General features: G+C 59.8%; 17 protein-coding genes. 11 read left to right on the plus strand and 6 right to left on the minus strand.

Annotated elements, in window-relative coordinates:
- Nucleotides 1–98: 98 nt before the first annotated feature.
- Nucleotides 99–1049, plus strand: a complete 951-nt coding sequence (locus tag MEB48_RS22415; protein WP_237886072.1) for a DUF1853 family protein — start codon at nucleotides 99–101, stop codon at nucleotides 1047–1049.
- 144 nt (nucleotides 1050–1193) lie between these two features.
- On the opposite strand, the gene MEB48_RS22420 is transcribed toward MEB48_RS22415, so the two are convergent.
- On the minus strand, nucleotides 1194–1754 hold the full coding sequence (locus MEB48_RS22420) for an NADPH-dependent FMN reductase (RefSeq protein ID WP_237886073.1): 561 nt from the start codon (nucleotides 1752–1754) through the stop codon (nucleotides 1194–1196).
- 185 nt (nucleotides 1755–1939) lie between these two features.
- Here MEB48_RS22420 and MEB48_RS22425 point away from each other — a divergent pair, with 185 nt between their 5' ends.
- Nucleotides 1940–2167 (plus strand): hypothetical protein, encoded by a 228-nt coding sequence (locus MEB48_RS22425; RefSeq protein ID WP_237886074.1) that lies wholly within the window; start codon nucleotides 1940–1942, stop codon nucleotides 2165–2167.
- Between the two features lie 88 nt (nucleotides 2168–2255).
- Complete coding sequence (locus MEB48_RS22430) at nucleotides 2256–3149, plus strand: LysR substrate-binding domain-containing protein (protein WP_237886075.1); 894 nt, start codon at nucleotides 2256–2258, stop codon at nucleotides 3147–3149.
- Here the strand turns inward: MEB48_RS22430 and MEB48_RS22435 are convergent.
- From MEB48_RS22435 to MEB48_RS22455, 5 genes are all read right to left on the minus strand, one after another.
- Nucleotides 3115–3729 carry a GNAT family N-acetyltransferase gene (locus MEB48_RS22435; protein WP_237886076.1) on the minus strand — a complete coding sequence of 205 codons (615 nt, stop codon included), beginning with the start codon at nucleotides 3727–3729 and terminating at the stop codon, nucleotides 3115–3117. The two genes, MEB48_RS22430 and MEB48_RS22435, sit on opposite strands and share 35 nt — an antisense overlap.
- A gap of 14 nt (nucleotides 3730–3743) precedes the next feature.
- Nucleotides 3744–5999 (minus strand): Orn/Lys/Arg decarboxylase N-terminal domain-containing protein, encoded by a 2256-nt coding sequence (locus tag MEB48_RS22440; protein ID WP_237886077.1) that lies wholly within the window; start codon nucleotides 5997–5999, stop codon nucleotides 3744–3746.
- A 262-nt stretch (nucleotides 6000–6261) separates the two neighbouring features.
- On the minus strand, nucleotides 6262–7020 hold the full coding sequence (gene dnaQ / locus MEB48_RS22445; RefSeq protein ID WP_237886078.1) for a DNA polymerase III subunit epsilon: 759 nt from the start codon (nucleotides 7018–7020) through the stop codon (nucleotides 6262–6264).
- 212 nt (nucleotides 7021–7232) lie between these two features.
- On the minus strand, nucleotides 7233–7685 hold the full coding sequence (rnhA, locus tag MEB48_RS22450) for a ribonuclease HI (protein ID WP_003180633.1): 453 nt from the start codon (nucleotides 7683–7685) through the stop codon (nucleotides 7233–7235).
- 94 nt (nucleotides 7686–7779) lie between these two features.
- Complete coding sequence (locus MEB48_RS22455; protein WP_237886079.1) at nucleotides 7780–8538, minus strand: class I SAM-dependent methyltransferase; 759 nt, start codon at nucleotides 8536–8538, stop codon at nucleotides 7780–7782.
- 65 nt (nucleotides 8539–8603) lie between these two features.
- On the opposite strand from MEB48_RS22455, the gene gloB reads away from it, so the two are divergent.
- The 8 genes from gloB to fabI all read left to right on the plus strand — a co-directional run bounded on the left by gloB (nucleotide 8604) and on the right by fabI (nucleotide 19301).
- Complete coding sequence (gene gloB, locus MEB48_RS22460; RefSeq protein ID WP_237886080.1) at nucleotides 8604–9371, plus strand: hydroxyacylglutathione hydrolase; 768 nt, start codon at nucleotides 8604–8606, stop codon at nucleotides 9369–9371.
- 99 nt (nucleotides 9372–9470) lie between these two features.
- Entirely contained in the window at nucleotides 9471–10922 is a 1452-nt protein-coding gene (locus tag MEB48_RS22465) for a transglycosylase SLT domain-containing protein (protein WP_237886081.1), read from the plus strand.
- A gap of 182 nt (nucleotides 10923–11104) precedes the next feature.
- Complete coding sequence (locus tag MEB48_RS22470; protein WP_237886082.1) at nucleotides 11105–12937, plus strand: extracellular solute-binding protein; 1833 nt, start codon at nucleotides 11105–11107, stop codon at nucleotides 12935–12937.
- Complete coding sequence (locus MEB48_RS22475) at nucleotides 12934–14775, plus strand: extracellular solute-binding protein (RefSeq protein WP_237886083.1); 1842 nt, start codon at nucleotides 12934–12936, stop codon at nucleotides 14773–14775. Before MEB48_RS22470 ends, MEB48_RS22475 begins: the two co-directional genes overlap by 4 nt.
- A gap of 4 nt (nucleotides 14776–14779) precedes the next feature.
- Complete coding sequence (locus MEB48_RS22480) at nucleotides 14780–15853, plus strand: microcin C ABC transporter permease YejB (protein WP_237886084.1); 1074 nt, start codon at nucleotides 14780–14782, stop codon at nucleotides 15851–15853.
- A 1-nt stretch (nucleotide 15854) separates the two neighbouring features.
- Complete coding sequence (locus tag MEB48_RS22485; protein WP_237886085.1) at nucleotides 15855–16874, plus strand: ABC transporter permease; 1020 nt, start codon at nucleotides 15855–15857, stop codon at nucleotides 16872–16874.
- Nucleotide 16875: 1 nt separating this feature from the next.
- Complete coding sequence (locus MEB48_RS22490; protein ID WP_237886086.1) at nucleotides 16876–18486, plus strand: ABC transporter ATP-binding protein; 1611 nt, start codon at nucleotides 16876–16878, stop codon at nucleotides 18484–18486.
- Between the two features lie 20 nt (nucleotides 18487–18506).
- Nucleotides 18507–19301 carry an enoyl-ACP reductase FabI gene (gene fabI / locus MEB48_RS22495; protein WP_007906751.1) on the plus strand — a complete coding sequence of 265 codons (795 nt, stop codon included), beginning with the start codon at nucleotides 18507–18509 and terminating at the stop codon, nucleotides 19299–19301.
- Nucleotides 19302–19439 lie beyond the last annotated feature (138 nt).

Raw genomic sequence — 19439 nt, forward strand, 5'->3', positions numbered from 1 at the left:
CTGCGACGGCGAAAAACACGATTATGGGCGAAAGCGCGGCGTAGACAAAACCCTTTCAGCCACGACGGTGCGCTCGCGTTTCGGGCTATGCTCGCAAGATGATCCTATTTCCAGATTTGCTCCAGTTACCCCACCAGTTGCGCCACCCTGAAGTGCGCGACCTGGCTTGGGTCATCCTCGCGCCGCCGATGCTCAGCATCACCCCGTGGCCGCAGCGTCATCCGCTGGCCGGCAGCGACTGGGTGCAGGCACCGGAGCGCCTGGAAGACTGGCTCAGACAATTGGATCGCGACAGCTACGATTTGCTGCACTGGCTGGCCCAGGCCAGGACCCGACGCCTGGGTCTGTACTACGAGCGGCTATGGCAATACGCCGTGCGGCACGCGCCCGGCATCGAACTGATTGCCGCCAACCTGCCGATCCGCCGTGAAGGTCACACCTTGGGTGAGCTGGACATGCTGCTGCGTGATCGCGATGGCGTGCATCATCTTGAACTGGCGATCAAGCTTTATCTTGGGCCACAGAACGGTGACGGCCATGACACCGCGCAGTGGCTCGGACCGGGTTGTCATGATCGACTCGACCGTAAACTGGAGCACCTGAGCCAGCATCAATTACCGATTTCCGCGCGGGCGGAAAGCCGTGCCGTGCTGGCATCGCTGGATATCCAGCAGTTCAGTGCGCATCTGTGGCTGGGCGGTTATCTGCTCTATCCGTGGCCGGGACAGGCTGAGTCACCCAGCGGCGCGCATCCTCAACATTTGCGCGGTAGCTGGCTGCATCAGAAGGACTGGACGGACTTTGTCGTGCAGCGCCCCTTCGGTCGCTGGCAACCCCTGCCCCGCCATGCCTGGCTGGCGCCTGCGCACTACCCCGAAGAGCAAACCTGGAACGCTGAACAGCTGAATGCGTGGCTGAGCGATCTGGACCCGCTGGCACCGGCGCAATTGATGGTTCGGCTGACGGAAAGTACGAATGGGGATTGGGAAGAAGCCGAGCGGCTGTTTCTGGTGTCCGATCTTTGGCCGAATGTGCCGGGTAATGGTTGAGTTTTGTAGCGTTTGGGCGGGCCTCTTCGCGGGCAAGCCTCGCTCCTACAGGTTTTGTGTCGTTCACGAAATTGGCGAACGACACAAAACCTGTAGGAGCGAGGCTTGCCCGCGAATGGCCCAACGCGGTCTAGATGGGGACGGTCATTGCTTTTTATGCTGCTCAACCCACAGCGCATAGGCATCGATGAATTTCTGCAGGAACGGCTTGACCGACTCGGACAGCTTTCCCGCCTCGTCGAACAATGAACCGGCGCCGCCCAGATAGGCTTCCGGCTGCTGCATGCACGGCACATTGAGAAACACCATGGACTGGCGCACGTTATGGTTGGCCCCAAATCCGCCGACGGCGCCTGGTGAAGCGCTGATCACCGCGCCCGGCTTGCCGTTCCAGGCGCTCTTGCCATAGGGGCGCGAACCCACATCGATCGCATTCTTCAATGGCGCCGGTACCGAACGGTTGTATTCCGGGGTCACGAACAGCACTGCGTCGGATGAGCTCACTTGTTGTCGGAAAGTGCTGTAGGCTGCCGGCGGTGAATCACCATCGATGTCTTCGTTGTAGAGCGGCAAATCACCGATTTCGATAATAGTCAGCTTCAGATTGGCAGGCGCCAGTTCGGCCAGCGCCAGCGCGACCTTGCGGTTGATTGATGCTTTTCTAAGGCTGCCGACCAGAACGGCGATCTCGTAGACATTGCTCATGGAGAATTCCTCGACTGTCCGATGGAAAGAGCCCTTAGTTATAGATGATCAAATGACGATTCAACCAGTGGACGACGGAAAATCGCCGTCCCTGACTATTTTTTTCCTGTAGGAAAACTTACCTCGCCCAACCACGGTCTACAGAACCGCAAATTGAGTGATTTATCTCCAGAGGTTCTAAGCAGATGGCAGCAGTACTCGTCAGTCAGTTCCATGCCAGAGACGCGGAAGGCCGCGTTTATTCGGTGCATGAGTTCCAGGAATCTATCCCATCGGTAGACGGCTCGGGGCCTGTCACTACCTATAAGCTGGCCATTGGCGACCGGGTCAACAAGCTCGCCGACAACGAATTTCTGCTTGTGCAAACGGGCGTCACTCTCATTCGCGAACCTGAAACAAGCGTCGCCTCATAACCCGCTGTTATGAGCAGAAGTCATATGCGCGCACTTGAGTTAGGATTCAGTGACTGACTCCCTCACCTGCTGAACATGGACTTCACGCATGCGTTTACGTCATATCGAAGTAATCCAGGCGCTTCTGCAGACCGGCCATCTGGGCACCGCCGCCGAATGGCTGCAGCTGCCAGTGGCCGAGGTCGAACGCACCCTGCGTGACGCCGAAGATCAATTGGGTTTCATGCTGTTTGCCAGCGTGCGTGGTCGTTTGCAAGCCACGCGCGAGGCGCGGGAGTTGCAGGTCGAGATCGCCCACGTCTACGAAGCCCTTGAGCCGGTCCAGCGACTGGCCAGCAGCCTCAAGCAATACTTGGCCCCACCCCTGCGAATCATCTGCACCCCGCCGCTGGCACAACAATTGTTGCCACATAGCATCGCGGCCCTGCGCCGACGCCTCCCCGACGCACCTTGCACCCTCCTGAGCCAGCCGACCCGCGAGATTGTCAGAAGCCTGCTGCTGCGTGAAAGCGATCTGGGCCTGAGCCTGCACGACCCGGAGTACGCGGATATCCATTGCCAGGTCATCGCTCAAGGCAAGCTCCAGCTACTGGCGCCCCATGGCTGGCTGCAACCGAAACAGAAGTACATCTCGCTGCAGGACCTGGCCGGTCAGTCGATGGTCGGCCTGGAAGGGCACGATCCGTTAAGCCCGGCGTTGGACAACAAGCTGCATGCGCTGCGCCCGGCTCCCGTCATCCAGACCCGGGTCCAGACTCATCAAATGATGCGCAGCATGGTCGAGGCCGGTGAAGGCCTGGCGATCGTCGACCCGTTTACCGCCCTAGGCGCCAAATCGGCCGGGCTCGATGCCTGCCCACTGGCGCCTGCCGTCCCGATCAGCGTCTATGCCTTGAGCCTCAAGAGCGTCGAGCCCTCTTCGGCGGTTCAGGCGTTGCTGGACATCATCACGGAACAAGCCGTGGCGATGCTGGCGAGCTGAGCGGGCTTTCCAGCGGATTATCGAACAACCGGTACCAGAACAGTGCCACCTCGGCGGTGTTCGGGTCGATCCCGCGATAGCGCAGATGATCGATCCCGCCGACCGTGTAACCGCAACGCTCATAAAGTCGACAGGCGCTCAGGTTGTTGTTCTGGGTTTCCAGCATGATGCCCGGCAGTTTTTTCTTGCGACTCCAGAACTGCGCCACGTCCAGCAGCGCCTTGGCCACGCCATGGCAACGCGCCGGAGCATGCACCGCCAACTCATCGATATGGGCGAAGCCGTTCCAGTTGGTGCTGACCACCAGGTGACCCACCGGCTCATCATCCAGATAGGCCATGAAAATCGCGCTGTCAGCGGCATCGCGAAAACTGCTGAATTCCTCGGGATCGATGCCATAGCACTTGCGATACGGGGTGATTGGCGTCACCGGCCACTGCGCCACCGGCTTACCGATTTGCGCGGCACCATAGGCGGCGACTTCAAAACTGAAATCACTGCCCCAGATATAAGCCGCAAATCCCTCATCGGCGACACGCACCGAGAGGCCTGGGTATTTGGGATTCATGACAGGTTGCATACTAGGAAAGGTCCTCATTCCTTGATGCAATCGACGGTATAGTGCCGTCCATTGCCCTCGTCTTCGTGTTGCAAGCCGTGCACATCTACGACAAATCCGGGGAAGCTACTGTCGAACGTACGGGCAAACTTAAGGTAATCGATGATCGAACGGGTCGACTCGGTGAAACGCTCGCCGGGCATGATCAATGGAATCCCCGGCGGATACGGCACCAGCATCACCGCCGCGATCCGCCCGTCCAGAGCATCGATCGAAACAGCTTCAACTTCCCCGCGTACCAATTGATCATAGGCGTCAGCCGGCTTCATGGCGACTTCCGGCAGCACTGTGTACATGCGTTTTAGGTGTTTGGCCGTGGCGTTGCTGCGATAGCAGGCGTGCAATTGATCACACAAATCGCGCAGGCCCATGCCTTGATAACGGGCAATATTGGGTTGCGCCACGCACGGCAGGCAGGTGGCCAGGCTGACATTGGCGTCGTAGCTGCGCTTGAACTCCAGCAACTCGGTCAGCAGCGTGCTCCATTTGCCCTTGGTGATGCCCATGGAGAACAGCACCAGGAACGAATACAGACCGGTCTTTTCCACGACCAGCCCACGTTCCCAGAGGAACTTGCTGACCACCGCCGCCGGAATCCCCCGCGCGCTCAGGGCACCGCCCGCCGTCAAACCCGGCATCACCAGCGTGACCTTGATCGGATCGAGCAGCACGTAGTCGTCGGTCACGCCGCCAAAGCCGTGCCAATCGGCGTCGGGTTGCAGCAACCAGTCTTCGGTGACCACCTGTTCGATGCGTTCCACCAAGGGCGGCTGCCAGATGGAAAACCACCAGTCATCGGCGGCGATATGCTGGCGCAGATTGGCCAGGGCCCGGCGAAAGCTCAGGGCCTCGTCGAACATTTCCTGCAACAGCGAACGACCTGCCGGCCCTTCCATCATCGCCGACGCCACGTCCAGCGAAGCGATGATGCTGTACTGCGGCGAGGTCGAGATGTGCATCATGAACGCTTCGTTGAAACGGTCGCGATCCAGTTGCCGGGCGCCACCGTCCTGAACGTGAATCATCGACGCCTGGCTGAACGCCGCCAGCAATTTGTGCGTGGAATGGGTGGTGAACACCAGTGGGCTGTCTTCAGTGCGGGAAGTGCCCATTCCATAACGGCCGGCGAAGAACTCGTGAAACGCCGCGTAGGCGTACCAGGCCTCATCGAAATGCAGCACCTCGACGCTGTTGCCCAGGCTCTGCTTGATCAGCTCGGCGTTGTAACAGAGACCGTCATAAGTCGAGTTGGTCACCACCGCCAACTTGACCTTGGGCTCACGGCCCTGGGTCAGCGGACTGGCGTCGATCTTGGCCTGGATCGATTCGCGACTGAATTCGCTCAACGGAATCGGGCCGATGATCCCCAGCTCATTGCGCTCCGGGCACAGGTACAGCGGGATCGCGCCGGTCATGATGATCGAGTGCAGCACCGACTTGTGGCAGTTGCGATCCACCAGCACCAGATCATCGCGAGCCACCATGGAATGCCAGACGATTTTATTGGCGGTCGAGGTGCCATTGATTACGAAAAAGGTGTGATCGGCGCCAAAATTGCGCGCGGCTCTCGCTTCCGCCTCCGCCAGCGGACCGGTGTGATCGAGCAGCGAACCGAGTTCCGGCACCGACACCGACAAATCCGAACGCAGGGTATTTTCCCCGAAAAACTGGTGAAACGCCTGCCCCACCGGGCTTTTGTGATAGGCCACGCCACCGCCATGGCCCGGCGTGTGCCAGGAGTAATTGGAGTCGGCGGTGTGCTGCACCAATGCCTTGAAGAACGGTGGCAACAGACCGTCCAGATATTTGCGCGCCGCGCGAGCGACCTGACGCGCGAGGAAGGGCACGGTGTCTTCGAATAAATAGAGAATGCCGCGCAGCTGATTGAGCTCGGCCATGGCATCGGCCGGGGCATTTTCCAGGGTGACCTGCTCGCCCAGGGCAAAGATCGGCAGGTCCGGCGCCCGAACCCGTGCCAGGCGGATCAGCTCGGCCATGTTATGCAGAAGATGAGCATCGGTGCTGGCGTCTTCGGCGGCAATCAACATGCAGGCGAGGCCATGATGGGTCGAGGCGACCAGACGTCCCTCGTTGTAATCCACCGCAGAAACAATGCTGAAACCTTCCTGCTCCAGTTCCCGCGCAATACCGCGCACACGATCACCGGCAACGGTGTCGGCCTTGATGTCGCGGTGGACGATCAGGACCGGGAATTTCAAATCTTTATACATGGGGGCTCGGTGTCCTGAGGCGGCAGACCGTAGCCTGCCAATAACCTCAGGGTAGAGGGTTGGAGCGCATGTGGCGAGGGGGATGCCCCGAAGTGGGGCGCCGGGTCATTATAACTGGCCCGAATTGAGCACTCCGTTCACGGTGTAGGAGCTGGCTTGCCAGCGAAGGCGGCCTCACAGCATGCAGCGCCGTGAAAACGCCTTCGCCGGCAAGCCGGCTCCTACAGGTTCGCGTCGTTCATGGGCATTTGTTGTGTTCTTTTCAGGCCTGAGCCTTGGCCTCGGCCAATTGCTGCCACAGCGACGGAGCGCCGGCGGATTTGGCAATGGCTTCAAGGCGCGCGATGTGCTGGGCCAGATCCTCTTCACTGGCGCGGATGATCCGGGCCGGCTGACGATCGGCCGGCAGACGACGGATCTCCGTGGCGGAGTTGTCCGCGCCCCCACCGGAACCATTGCCATCGGATGCATTCCCGGCCAGCGACAGGCTGGTCTGCCCACCGGTCATGGTCAGGTAAACGTCGGCGAGAATCTCGGAGTCGAGCAAGGCGCCGTGCAGTTCACGGCCTGAGTTGTCGACGTCATAGCGTTTGCACAAGGCGTCGAGGCTGTTGCGCTGCCCCGGGTGACGTTCCCGAGCCATCATCAGGGTGTCGAGGATCGAGCAATGTTGCGTGATGTCCGCACGATCGTGCTGGCCCATCAAGGCGAATTCGTTGTTGATGAAGCCAACGTCGAACGCCGCGTTATGGATGATCAGCTGCGCGCCCTTGATGAACTCGAAAAACTCATCGGCCACTTCGGTGAATCGCGGCTTGCCCACCAGGAATTCGTTAGTGATGCCGTGGACGCCGATGGCGCCTTCGTCACTCTCGCGATCCGGTTGCAGATAAACGTGGAAGTGCCGGCCGGTCAGGCGCCGACCGATCAACTCGACACAACCGATTTCGATAATCCGGTGGCCGTCGGTCACCGGCATGCCGGTGGTTTCGGTATCGAGTACAACGGATCTGGTGGCCATCAGTGCTCAGCTCTCAACGGGTCAATCGTGCAAAAGCGGCGATGTTAACACGCTCGCCGGGGTCTTTCAGATACACCGTGGCTCGCTTCCATTGATCGTTCCCACGCTCTGCGTGGGAATGCAGCCGGGGACGCTCTGCGTCCCATTGGGAACGCAGAGCGTCCCTTGAGGCATTCCCACGCGGAGCGTGGGAACGATCTATGGTCGGGAGATCAAGCCTGCTTGTACCCACGCACTTCATCAACGCCGCGGTTGGCCAGTTGGTCAGCCCGTTCATTTCCGTGATGGCCGATGTGCCCACGCACCCATTTCCAGGTGACGTTGTGGCGATTGACCTGCTCGTCGAGCAGTTTCCACAGGTCGGCGTTTTTCACCGGTTCCTTCGCCGCGGTTTTCCAGCCGCGCTTCTTCCAGTTGGCCATCCACTCGTTGATGCCTTTCATCACGTATTGGGAGTCGGTCACCAGCAGTACATCGCAGGAGCGCTTGAGTTCTTCCAGGCCACGGATGGCGCCCATCAGTTCCATGCGGTTGTTGGTGGTGTTGGCTTCGCCGCCCCACAGTTCTTTTTCAACGCCTTTGCACACCAGCAACGCGCCCCAGCCGCCGGGGCCAGGATTGCCCTTACAGGCGCCATCGGTGAAGAGTTCTACGCTATCGCTCATGCCAATCTATCCAGAAAATGCGGTGGCTCGCCGATCGGTGACCGACGATGCCCGAGGCCGGGGCGAACCCCGGCCGGGAAAATTAAAATGTGTATTACGGTTCGAGGTGACGACGATTGACCTTGGCCATCGGCAACGGAATCAACTTGCCCATTGGTTCGCGTCGCTCCTGGCGCACTGGGCGCAGGCCCACCACGATCTTGCGCGCGACCAATAAATAGAAGCCACCACCCGACAACTGCCAGTCACCGGCCTTGCGCTCCCAACCGGCCAGACGGGACTGCCAGGCGGGCGACGCAAGCGGCGGACGATAGCACCCGAAGCGGCGTTTCTCCAGCGCGAAGCCCAGCAGGTTCAGCCAGTCGCCAACCCGCGACGGAGAAATGCAACGGGCCTTGCGCAAGCCATCATGGGCGAACACATGACGCAAGCCCCAACTGCTCCAGGGGTTGATCCCGACAATCAGCAGATGCCCGCCAGGCCGCACGCTGCTCGCAGCTTCGCGCAGCAAACCGTGGGGCGACAGACAGAAATCCAGCCCGTGCTGCAACACCACCACATCGGCGGCGTGCTCGCTCAAAGGCCAGGCCTGCTCTTCACAAACGATCTCGACCCCCGGCAACGGCGCACCGAGCCGCACATTGCGCTGAACCTGCGGCGCCGACGGCGGCGTTTGCGCAGAAGGGCCGTAATGCACCAGGTAGCCGCCGAAGAAGCGCCCCAACTCGTCTTCGAGCATGCGGCGCTCTTCGTCCAGCAGAAATTGCCCGATGGGCCCGGACAGCCATTCACGGGCCGCGCTGATCAATGTCAGCCACTCAGGATCGGCCTGAGCGAACGCTTTATCGGTCATTGCATTCTCCAACGCGCCAGGAAGTTCTAAGATGCGCCAATGTTTTCCGCTTGGCGAATCCGACGATGATACAGATCAGTGCCCTGCCCGCCTTCACCGACAACTACATCTGGTTGTTACAAGACCACAGCACCCAGCGCTGCGCCGTGGTCGATCCGGGCGATGCCGCCCCAGTACAAGCGTGGCTTGCGGCGCACCCGGGTTGGGTATTAAGCGATATTCTGATCACTCATCACCATCATGACCATGTCGGCGGCGTCGAGCGGCTGAAAAAAGCGACAGACGCGACAGTCTACGGCCCGGCCAGCGAAATCATCCCGGCGCGGGACGTGGCCCTCAAGGACAATGACCGCATCAACGTGCTGGGCTGGGACTTCGACATTCTCGCAGTGCCGGGCCATACCCTCGGGCACATTGCCTATTATCACCAGGGCCATTTGTTTTGCGGCGACACCCTGTTCGCCGCCGGTTGCGGACGGTTGTTCGAAGGCACGCCCGAGCAAATGCATCGCTCGCTGAGCCGCCTCGCGGCACTGCCCGAGAATACGCTGGTCTACTGCACCCACGAGTACACCCTGAGCAATCTGAAGTTCGCCGCTGCAGTCGAACCGGCCAACCCCAATACCCTTGAACGCCTGGATGAAGTCACCCGGCAACGCGACGCTGGAATCATGACCCTGCCTTCGACGCTGGCGCTGGAAAAACTCACCAATCCGTTTTTGCGCACCGACGAAACATCCGTTAAAGAAAAAGTGGACGAACGGAACGGACCCGATAACCGGGCTCCGAGTGCGGTTTTTGCTGCTCTTCGAGCGTGGAAAGATACGTTCTAGGGAGGCTGCTTACTGATACAAAAATTCTGAATGGTTGACCGAAGGGGGTGCGCTTTCTAGAATCGCCCGACATTTTTGCCCGGAACTTACTTCCAGCCAATGTCGTCACCTATTCGTAAAACCATCAATTCAGACGCATTGACCCGCTTGGCTCAAGCCATCGCGGTGGCTGTGTCCGCCACGTTGGCGGGCTGTTCCAGCCATGTGCCGCAGACCGAAGCGACACACACTCCGAACATCGCCGCTCGAGCCAAACAAAAACCCATCTGGCTCAGCGAAAAACCAACACCGCAAATTCCACAGGACGTCTGGGAGCGCATGCGCCAGGGCTTCCAGTTGCAGGACAACCTGGGCGTCAACCCGCGCATCGAGCAACAGCGCCTGTGGTTCGCCAGTAACCCGTCCTTCCTCGAGAACGCCGGCGAACGTGGCAGCCTCTACATTCACTACATTGTCGAACGCCTTGAAGAACGCAACATGCCGCTGGAATTGGCGCTGTTGCCGGTAATTGAAAGCGCCTACAACCCGATGGCCTATTCCCGGGCCAATGCGGTGGGTCTTTGGCAATTCATTCCTTCCACCGGGCGTTACTTCAACCTGCGTCAGACCCGTTTCTACGATGGCCGTCGTGACATCACCGCCTCGACCACCGCGGCCATGGATTACCTGACCCGCCTGCACGACATGTTCAACGGCGACTGGTTGCTGGCTCTGGCGGCCTACAATGCCGGCGAAGGTACGGTCAGCCGGGCCATCGAGCGCAACGAACGACTCGGCCTGCCGACCGACTACTGGAACCTGCCGCTGCCAGCGGAAACCCAGGCCTATGTGCCGAAACTGCTGGCATTGTCGCAAGTGGTCCTCGCGCCCGAAGCTTACGGCGTGAACCTCAACCCGATCGCCAATGAACCGTACTTCCAGGTCGTCGAAATCAACCAGCGCATGGACCTGTCCAAGGTTGCCGCGGTGGCCAACATCGACGAAGACGAGCTGTTCCAGCTCAACCCGGCCTTCAAGCAGCGCACCACCATTGACGGCCCCCAGCATTTGCTGGTGCCGACGTCCAAGGCGCAACTGCTGACCACCAGTCTGTCGACCATGCGCCCTGAAGAGCTGATCAGTCAGCGATCGCTCAAGCCAGTATTCGAAGGCGCAGACGACAGCGAAATCGCTAGCCTCAAGCGCGCCTACCGGGTCAAACGCGGTGACAATCTGGGCACCATCGCCAAGGCCAACAAGGTCGACGTCAAGGATCTGCAACGCTGGAACAAACTGACCGGCAAGGATCTCAAAGTCGGCCAGACCCTGGTGATGCAGGACACCACCAAGCGCAAATCCGGGCGCGTCAACACCGTGGTCGCGGCGAACAGCAAAACGAGCGGCAAGGTAACCAACAAGACGCAGACCCGGTACAAGGTCAAACAAGGCGACTCGCTGTACATGGTCGCCAAACGCTTCAACGTTGAAATGCAGCACCTCAAGCGCTGGAACCCTAGAGTTGGCCAGGCACTGAAGCCGGGACAGATGCTGACGGTGGCTTCGCCGAATTAAGCTGGCTCAGGCAATGGGGCTTTTTGTGGCGAGGGAGCTTGCTCCCTCGCCACAGGTTCTGCGAGCCGCCGGACCTTCACCTGCACAATTAACCACGCATTAACCCCCCGTCTTTTTCCTGTCGATACAAGCTGTTACTGTACGGCCCACAAAGCCCAAGCCGCCTGGATCGGATCTCTGACTTGAAGCGTCCCCTCCTCCTGCTCCTGATCAGCCTGGCCTTGAGCTCCCCCGCAAGCGCGACGATCAGCGAAAGCCATGGTTATGCGCAGTTCGGCACGCTCAAGTACCCGGCCAGATTTACCCACTTCGACTGGGTCAACCCGCAAGCGCCCAAGGGCGGTACGTTGCGGGTGATGGCGTTTGGCACCTTCGATACGCTCAACCCTTACACATTCAAAGGCTCGAGCCCGGTTTCCACCGGCAACTTCCTGCAATATGGCATCAACGAACTCAATGAACCGCTGATGGTCGGCACCGGCCAATACGCGCCGTCCGGCGATGAGCCGACCTCCAGCTATGGCCTGATCGCCCAATCGGTGGAATACAGCGAGGACCGCAGCTGGGTGGTATTCAACCTGCGTCCCGAAGCACGTTTCCACGATGGCACGCCGATCACCGCTTACGACGTCGCGTTTTCTTACCGTTTGCTGCTCAAGGACGGTCATCCGCAATACCGCACCAACCTTCAGGAAGTGTCGCGGGTGGATATCCTCAACCCACGGCGTATCCGTTTCGTCTTCAAGCGCGCCGGCAATCCGCTGTTGATCCTGCGCCTGGGCGAGTTGCCCGTGTTGCCCCAACATTACTGGGAAGGTCGCGATTTCAAGGCCACCACCTTCGAGCCGCCATTGGGCAGCGGGCCGTATCGAATCAGCTCGGTAACGCCTGGACGGCAGATCGTCTTCGAACGGGTCAAGGATTACTGGGGCAAGGACTTGCCGGTCAATCGCGGCAAATACAACGTCGATCGCATGGAAGTCGAGTTCTATCGTGATAGCGACGTGGCTTTCGAAGCGTTCAAGGCCGGCGAGTTCGACATCTACATCGAACACCAGGCGAAGAACTGGGCCAATGGTTACAACTTCCCGGCCGTGCGCCGTGGCGAGGTGATCAAGGCGCAGATCCCGCATCAGATCCCGACCCAGACTCAGGGCCTGTTCATGAACAGTCGGCGGCCGGCGTTTGCCCAGATCAAGGTCCGTGAAGCGCTGGGGCTGATGTTCGATTTCGAATGGACCAACCGCACGCTGTTCAGCGGCGCCTACAAGCGAGCAATGAGTTATTACCCCAACAGCGAGTTCTCCGCCACCGGGCTACCGGTCGGTCACGAGTGGCTGTTGCTCAAGCCCTATCGCGATCAGTTGCCCGCCAAGCTGCTCACCGAGCCGTTCAGCCTGCCGCAGACCGAAGGCCGCGGCATTCCCCGGGAAACCATGCGCCAGGCGTTGAGCCTGCTCGCCGAGGCCGGTTGGAAGCTCAACGGTCAGCGGCTACAAAACACCATCGGCCAACCGTTGCGCTTCGAGATTCTGCTGGTCAACCCGAACCTGGAACGCATCCTTCAGCCTTACGTCGAGAACCTCGCCAGCATCGGCATCGACGCACGGCTGCGCACGGTCGATCGCGCCCAATACAAACAACGCCTCGATCAGTTCGATTTCGACATGATCCTGATGACCCTCAACCAGACCCTCAGCCCCGGCCTGGAACAATGGCAGTATTTCCACTCCAGCCAGGTCGGGGTCAAGGGCAGCAAGAACTACGCCGGCATCGCCAACCCGCTGGTCGACCATTTGCTCGAACAATTGCTCGCCGCCCAGACCCGCGATGCACAAGTCGCCGCCGGCAAGGCGCTGGACCGGGTGCTGCTGTGGCAGCACTACATCATTCCCAACTGGTACCTCAATTATCACCGCCTGGCCTACCGCAACCGGTTCGCCTTCGTCATGACGCCGCCCTACACTCTGGGCCTGAGCGCGTGGTGGCTGAAATCTTCGGAGAAAGATCGATGAAGTTCGTACGCGCCCTGCTCTTGCAGGCCAGCGCTCTGTTGTTCGCCGGGCTGGCCTGTGCCGCCCCGCAACATGCCCTGACCCTGTACAACGAGCCGCCGAAATACCCGGCCGATTTCAAACATTTCGATTACGTAAACCCCGATGCGCCCAAGGGCGGAATCTTTCGCCAGGCCGGGTTCGGTGGCTTCGACAGCCTCAACCCGTTCATCAACAAAGGGGTGCCGGCCGACGACATCAGCATGATCTACGACACCCTGGCCAAACATGGCCTGGATGAGCCGTTCACCGAATACGGCCTGATCGCCGGCAAAATCGAAAAAGCCCCGGACAACAGCTGGGTGCGTTTCTACCTGCGTCCCGAAGCACGCTTCCACGACGGCCACCCGGTGCGTGCCGAAGACGTGGTGTTCAGCTTCCAGACCCTGGTCAAAGACGGCGCCCCGCTCTTCCGCGTCTATTACAGTGACGTGGAAGAAGTGGTCGTCGAAGACCCGCTTAAAGTGCTGTTCAAGTTCAAGCACAAAAACAACCGTGAATTGCCGCTGATCCTCGGACAGTTGCCAGTACTGCCCAAACATTGGTGGGCCACGCGCGACTTCAACAAGGGTAATCTGGAACTGCCGCTGGGCAGCGGCCCGTACAAAGTCATCGAAGTGAAGGCCGGGCGCTCGGTGCGCTATGAGCGGGTCAAGGATTACTGGGGCAAAGACCTGCCGGTCAATCGCGGCTTCTACAATTTCGATGTGATGACGACCGATTACTACCGCGACAACACCGTCGCGCTGGAAGCGCTCAAGGCCGGTCAGTTCGACTACTGGCTGGAATCGGCCGCGAAAAACTGGGCCAAGGCCTACAACATTCCGGCGGTGGCCGAAGGTCGGCTGATCAAGGAAGAAATCCCGAACGGCAACCCCACTGGCATGCAAGGCTTTGTGTTCAACCTGCGCCGCCCGGTGTTTCAGGATGTGCGCGTGCGCCACGCACTGAGCCTGTTGCTGGACTTCGAATGGACCAACAAGCAACTGTTCAACGGCGCCTACGCGCGCACCCGCAGTTACTTCGAAAACTCGGAAATGGCCGCCACCGGCCTGCCGGACGCCGATCAACTGGCGATCCTCGACCCGTTCCGCGGCAAGATTCCCGAGCAAGTGTTCAGCGAGGCGTTCCAGAACCCGGTGACCGACGCCAGCGGCATGATCCGCCCCCAACAGCGCCAGGCCTGGCAATTGCTGCAAGAGGCCGGCTGGCGGATCGTCGACGACAAAATGGTCGACGCCAACGGCAAACCGGTGACCATCGAATTTCTGCTGGCCCAGACCGAGTTCGAGCGGATACTGCTGCCGTTCAAGCGCAACCTCAGTGATTTGGGCATTGATCTGGTGATCCGTCGGGTCGACGTCTCGCAATACGTCAACCGCGTGCGCTCGCGGGATTTCGATATGATCGTCGGCAGTTTCCCGCAATCCAATTCGCCGGGTAACGAACAGCGTGAGTTCTGGATGACCGACGCCGCCGATAAACCCGGCAGCCGCAATTCCATGGGTCTCAAAGACCCGGTGGTGGATCAACTGGTCGAGCAACTGATCAACGCCGATTCGCGTAAAAGCCTGGTGGCCCACGCCCGAGCGCTGGACCGGGTACTGCAATGGGGCTATTACGTGATCCCCAATTGGCACATCAAGACCTGGCGCGTGGCGTACTGGAACCATATCGGCCACCCGAAGGTTTCGCCCAAATATGACATCGGCATCAATACCTGGTGGGTCAAGCCCAATGCGACATTGCCGATAGAAGTCGAAACCAAATTGCAAGCCGACCCTGCGGGCACGGAGTAATCAGATGCTGGCGTATATTTTTCGGCGGCTGCTGCTGATCATCCCGACCCTGCTCGGCATTTTGCTGATCAACTTCGTGATCATCCAGGCCGCCCCCGGTGGGCCGGTGGAACAGATGATCGCCAAGCTCGAAGGTTTCGAAGGCGCCACCAGCCGCATTGCCGGGGGCGGTGCCGAAGTATCGGTGGCAGGTTCCGCCTATCGCGGCGCCCAAGGCCTGGACCCGGCGCTGGTCAAGGAAATCGAGCACATGTACGGCTTCGATAAATCCGCGCCGGAACGTTTGTGGATCATGATCAAGAATTACGCCACCCTGGATTTCGGCGACAGCTTCTTCCGCGACGCCAAGGTCATCGACCTGATCAAGGAAAAGCTGCCGGTGTCGATCTCCCTGGGGCTGTGGAGCACGCTGATCATGTACCTGGTGTCGATCCCGCTGGGGATCGCCAAGGCTACGCGACACGGCAGCCACTTCGACGTCTGGACCAGTTCGGCAATCATCATCGGTTACGCGATCCCGGCGTTCCTGTTCGCCATCCTGCTGATTGTGGTGTTCGCCGGCGGCAGCTATTTCGATTGGTTCCCGCTGCGGGGCCTGACCTCGAACAACTTCGACGAGCTGAGCACCGGCGGCAAGATCCTCGATTATTTCTGGCACCTGGCACTGCCGGTGACCGCATTGGTGATCGGCAACTTCGCGACCATGACGCTGCTGACCAAGAACAGCTTCCTCGATGAAATCAACAAGCAGTATGTGGTCACCGCCAAGGCCAAGGGCCTGACCCGTCACCGCGTGCTCTACGGCCATGTATTTCGCAACGCCATGCTGTTGGTGATCGCCGGTTTCCCTTCGGCGTTCATCGGGATCTTTTTCACCGGCTCATTGCTGGTGGAAGTGATTTTCTCCCTCGACGGCCTCGGCTTGATGAGTTTCGAGGCGGCGATCAACCGTGATTACCCGGTGGTTTTCGGCACGCTGTTCATCTTTACTCTGCTGGGATTGGTGGTGAAGCTGATCGGCGACCTCACCTACACCTTTGTCGATCCGCGCATCGACTTCGAAAGCCGGGAGCATTGAGATGAACCTGTCTCCTCTCAATCGCCGACGTTTCGAACTGTTCAAGGCCAACAAGCGTGGCTGGTGGTCACTGTGGCTGTTCCTGATTCTGTTCGGCGCAAGCCTCGGTGCCGAGCTGATCGCCAACGACAAACCGCTGGTGGTGCATTACGACAACGCCTGGTACTTCCCGGCACTCAAGCGCTACCCGGAAACCGCGTTTGGCGGCGAATTCCCGCTGGAAGCCAACTACAAGAGCCCCTACATCCGTGAATTGCTCAAGGCCAAGGATGCCTGGGTTTTGTGGGCGCCAATTCCCTACAGCTACCAGAGCATCAACTACGACCTGAAAGTCCCGGCGCCCGCGCCGCCTTCGGCCGATAACCTGCTGGGCACCGACGATCAGGGCCGCGACGTGCTGGCCCGGGTGATTTACGGCTTCCGGATTTCGGTGCTGTTCGCTTTGACGCTGACCATTCTCAGCTCGATCATCGGCGTGATCGCCGGGGCCTTGCAGGGTTTTTATGGCGGCTGGGTCGATCTGGCCGGGCAGCGTTTCCTGGAGATCTGGTCCGGGTTGCCGGTGCTGTACCTGCTGATCATTCTGGCCAGTTTCGTGCAGCCAAACTTCTGGTGGCTGCTGGGGATCATGCTGCTGTTCTCGTGGATGAGCCTGGTAGATGTGGTGCGCGCCGAATTCCTGCGTGGTCGGAATCTGGAATACGTGCGCGCGGCGCGGGCGCTGGGCATGCGCAATGGTGCGATCATGTTCCGCCATATTCTGCCCAACGCCATGGTCTCGACCATGACCTTCATGCCGTTCATCCTGACCGGCGCCATCGGCACCCTGACCGCCCTGGATTTCCTCGGCTTCGGCCTGCCGCCGGGCGCGCCGTCCCTGGGTGAGCTGGTGGCCCAAGGTAAATCCAACCTGCAAGCGCCGTGGCTGGGTATGAGTGCATTTGCGGTGCTGGCGCTGATGTTGAGCCTGCTGGTGTTCATCGGCGAGTCCGCTCGCGATGCCTTCGACCCGAGGAAGTGAAATGAATCAGGACAATCTGATCGAAGTGCGCGATCTGGCCGTCGAATTTGTCGTCGGCGAGCGCATTCAGCGGGTGGTCGAGGGTGTGAACTTCGACATCAAGCGTGGCGAAACCCTGGCGCTGGTGGGTGAAAGCGGCTCCGGCAAATCGGTGACCGCCCACTCGATCCTGCGATTGCTGCCCTACCCGCTGGCCCGACATCCGTCCGGCACCATCACTTATTCCGACCAGAACCTGCTGGGCCTGAAAGAGAAAACCATCCGCCACATCCGCGGCAACCGAATCGCGATGATCTTTCAAGAGCCGATGACCTCGCTCAATCCACTGCATTCGATCGAGAAACAGATCAACGAAATCTTGGGCATCCACAAAGGCCTGACCGGCAAAATCGCAACCAAACGCACGCTGGAACTGCTGGAAATGGTCGGCATCCCCGAGCCCGAGAAGCGTCTCAAGGCCCTGCCCCACGAGTTGTCCGGCGGCCAGCGCCAGCGGGTAATGATCGCCATGGCCCTGGCCAATGAGCCGGAATTGCTGATCGCCGACGAACCGACCACGGCGCTGGACGTGACCGTTCAACTGAAAATTCTCGAACTGCTCAAGGAATTGCAGGCCCGTCTGGGCATGGCGTTGTTACTGATCAGTCATGATTTGAACCTTGTGCGAAGAATTGCGCATCGGGTATGTGTCATGCAGCGCGGTTGCATCGTCGAACAGGCATCGTGCGAAGAATTGTTCCGCGCACCGCAGCATCCGTACACGCGGGAATTGCTGGCAGCGGAGCCCAGCGGCAAACCGGCAAGCAATGTGATTGGCCCGCCGCTGCTGCAGGTCGAGGACCTGAAAGTCTGGTTCCCGATCAAGAAAGGCTTTCTGAAAAAGACCGTGGACCATATCAAAGCGGTAGACGGGATTAATTTCAGCCTGCCCCAGGGCCAGACCCTGGGGATTGTGGGAGAAAGCGGTTCCGGCAAGTCGACGCTCGGTCTGGCAATTTTGCGGCTGATCGGTAGCAAAGGCACCATCCGTTTTGAAGACAAGCAGCTAGACTGCCTGACGCAGCAAGAAATTCGGCCGCTGCGGCGGGAAATGCAGGTGGTGTTCCAGGACCCTTTCGGCAGCCTGAGCCCACGGATGTGCGTGAGCCAGATCGTTGGCGAAGGCCTGCGGATCCACAAGATGGGCACTGAAGCGGAACAGGAACAAGCGATCATTGCGGCACTCAAGGAGGTAGGCCTGGACCCGGAAACCCGGCACCGCTACCCCCACGAATTTTCCGGTGGGCAACGGCAAAGAATCGCCATTGCCCGGGCATTAGTGCTAAAACCGGCGTTGATTCTGCTGGACGAGCCGACTTCGGCCCTCGACCGGACCGTGCAACGCCAAGTGGTGGAGCTGCTACGTTCACTGCAAACAAAGTACAACCTGACGTATCTGTTTATCAGCCATGACCTGGCTGTCGTCAAAGCGCTGAGCCACCAGCTGATGGTGGTCAAGCATGGCCAAGTGGTCGAACAGGGAGACGCGCAAAGCATTTTTGCCGCCCCCCAACATCCGTATACACAGCAGTTGCTGGAAGCCGCTTTTCTGGCACCAGCCACTGCGCAATAACCTGAAAAGAGGAGCAACACATGGGTTTTCTCGCCGGTAAGCGCGTACTGATCGTCGGTGTCGCCAGCAAGCTGTCCATCGCATCCGGCATCGCTGCCGCCATGCATCGCGAGGGCGCTGAGCTTGCCTTCACTTATCAGAACGACAAACTCAAGGGTCGTGTCGAAGAATTCGCACAAGGCTGGGGCTCGAGCCCTGAGCTGTGCTTCCCGTGCGACGTGGCCAGCGATGAAGAAATCGCCAAGGTCTTCGAAGCACTGAGCAAGAAGTGGGACGGCCTGGACTGCATCGTGCACTCCGTCGGCTTCGCCCCGGGCGACCAACTGGACGGCGACTTCACCGAAGCCACCACCCGTGAAGGTTTCCGCATCGCTCACGACATCAGCGCCTACAGCTTCGTGGCCCTGGCCAAGGCTGGCCGCGAAATGATGAAAGGCCGCAATGGCAGCCTGCTGACCCTGTCGTACCTGGGTGCCGAGCGCACCATGCCGAACTACAACGTGATGGGCATGGCCAAGGCTTCTTTGGAAGCTGGCGTGCGTTACCTGGCCGGCTCCCTGGGCCCGGACGGCACCCGCGTCAACTGCGTATCGGCCGGCCCGATCCGCACCCTCGCCGCTTCCGGCATCAAGAACTTCCGTAAGATGCTGGCCGCCAACGAAGCGCAAACCCCGCTGCGTCGTAACGTCACCATCGACGAAGTCGGCAACGCCGGCGCCTTCCTGTGCTCGGACCTGGCGTCCGGCATCAGCGGCGAAATCATGTACGTAGACGGCGGCTTCAACACCACCGCCATGGGCAACATCGAAGAGTGATCTTCGGTTAGCATCGAGTAGGAGGCGGATTTACATCCGCCGTCCTCTCACACCACCGTACGTACGGTTCCGTATACGGCGGTTCAGGCTATGCGGCTAAGCCGGTTTATCGTATCCAGTATTGAGATCAACCCTAGC

The sequence above is a fragment of the Pseudomonas sp. PGPR40 genome, assembly GCF_022014505.1.
Lineage (GTDB): Bacteria > Pseudomonadota > Gammaproteobacteria > Pseudomonadales > Pseudomonadaceae > Aquipseudomonas.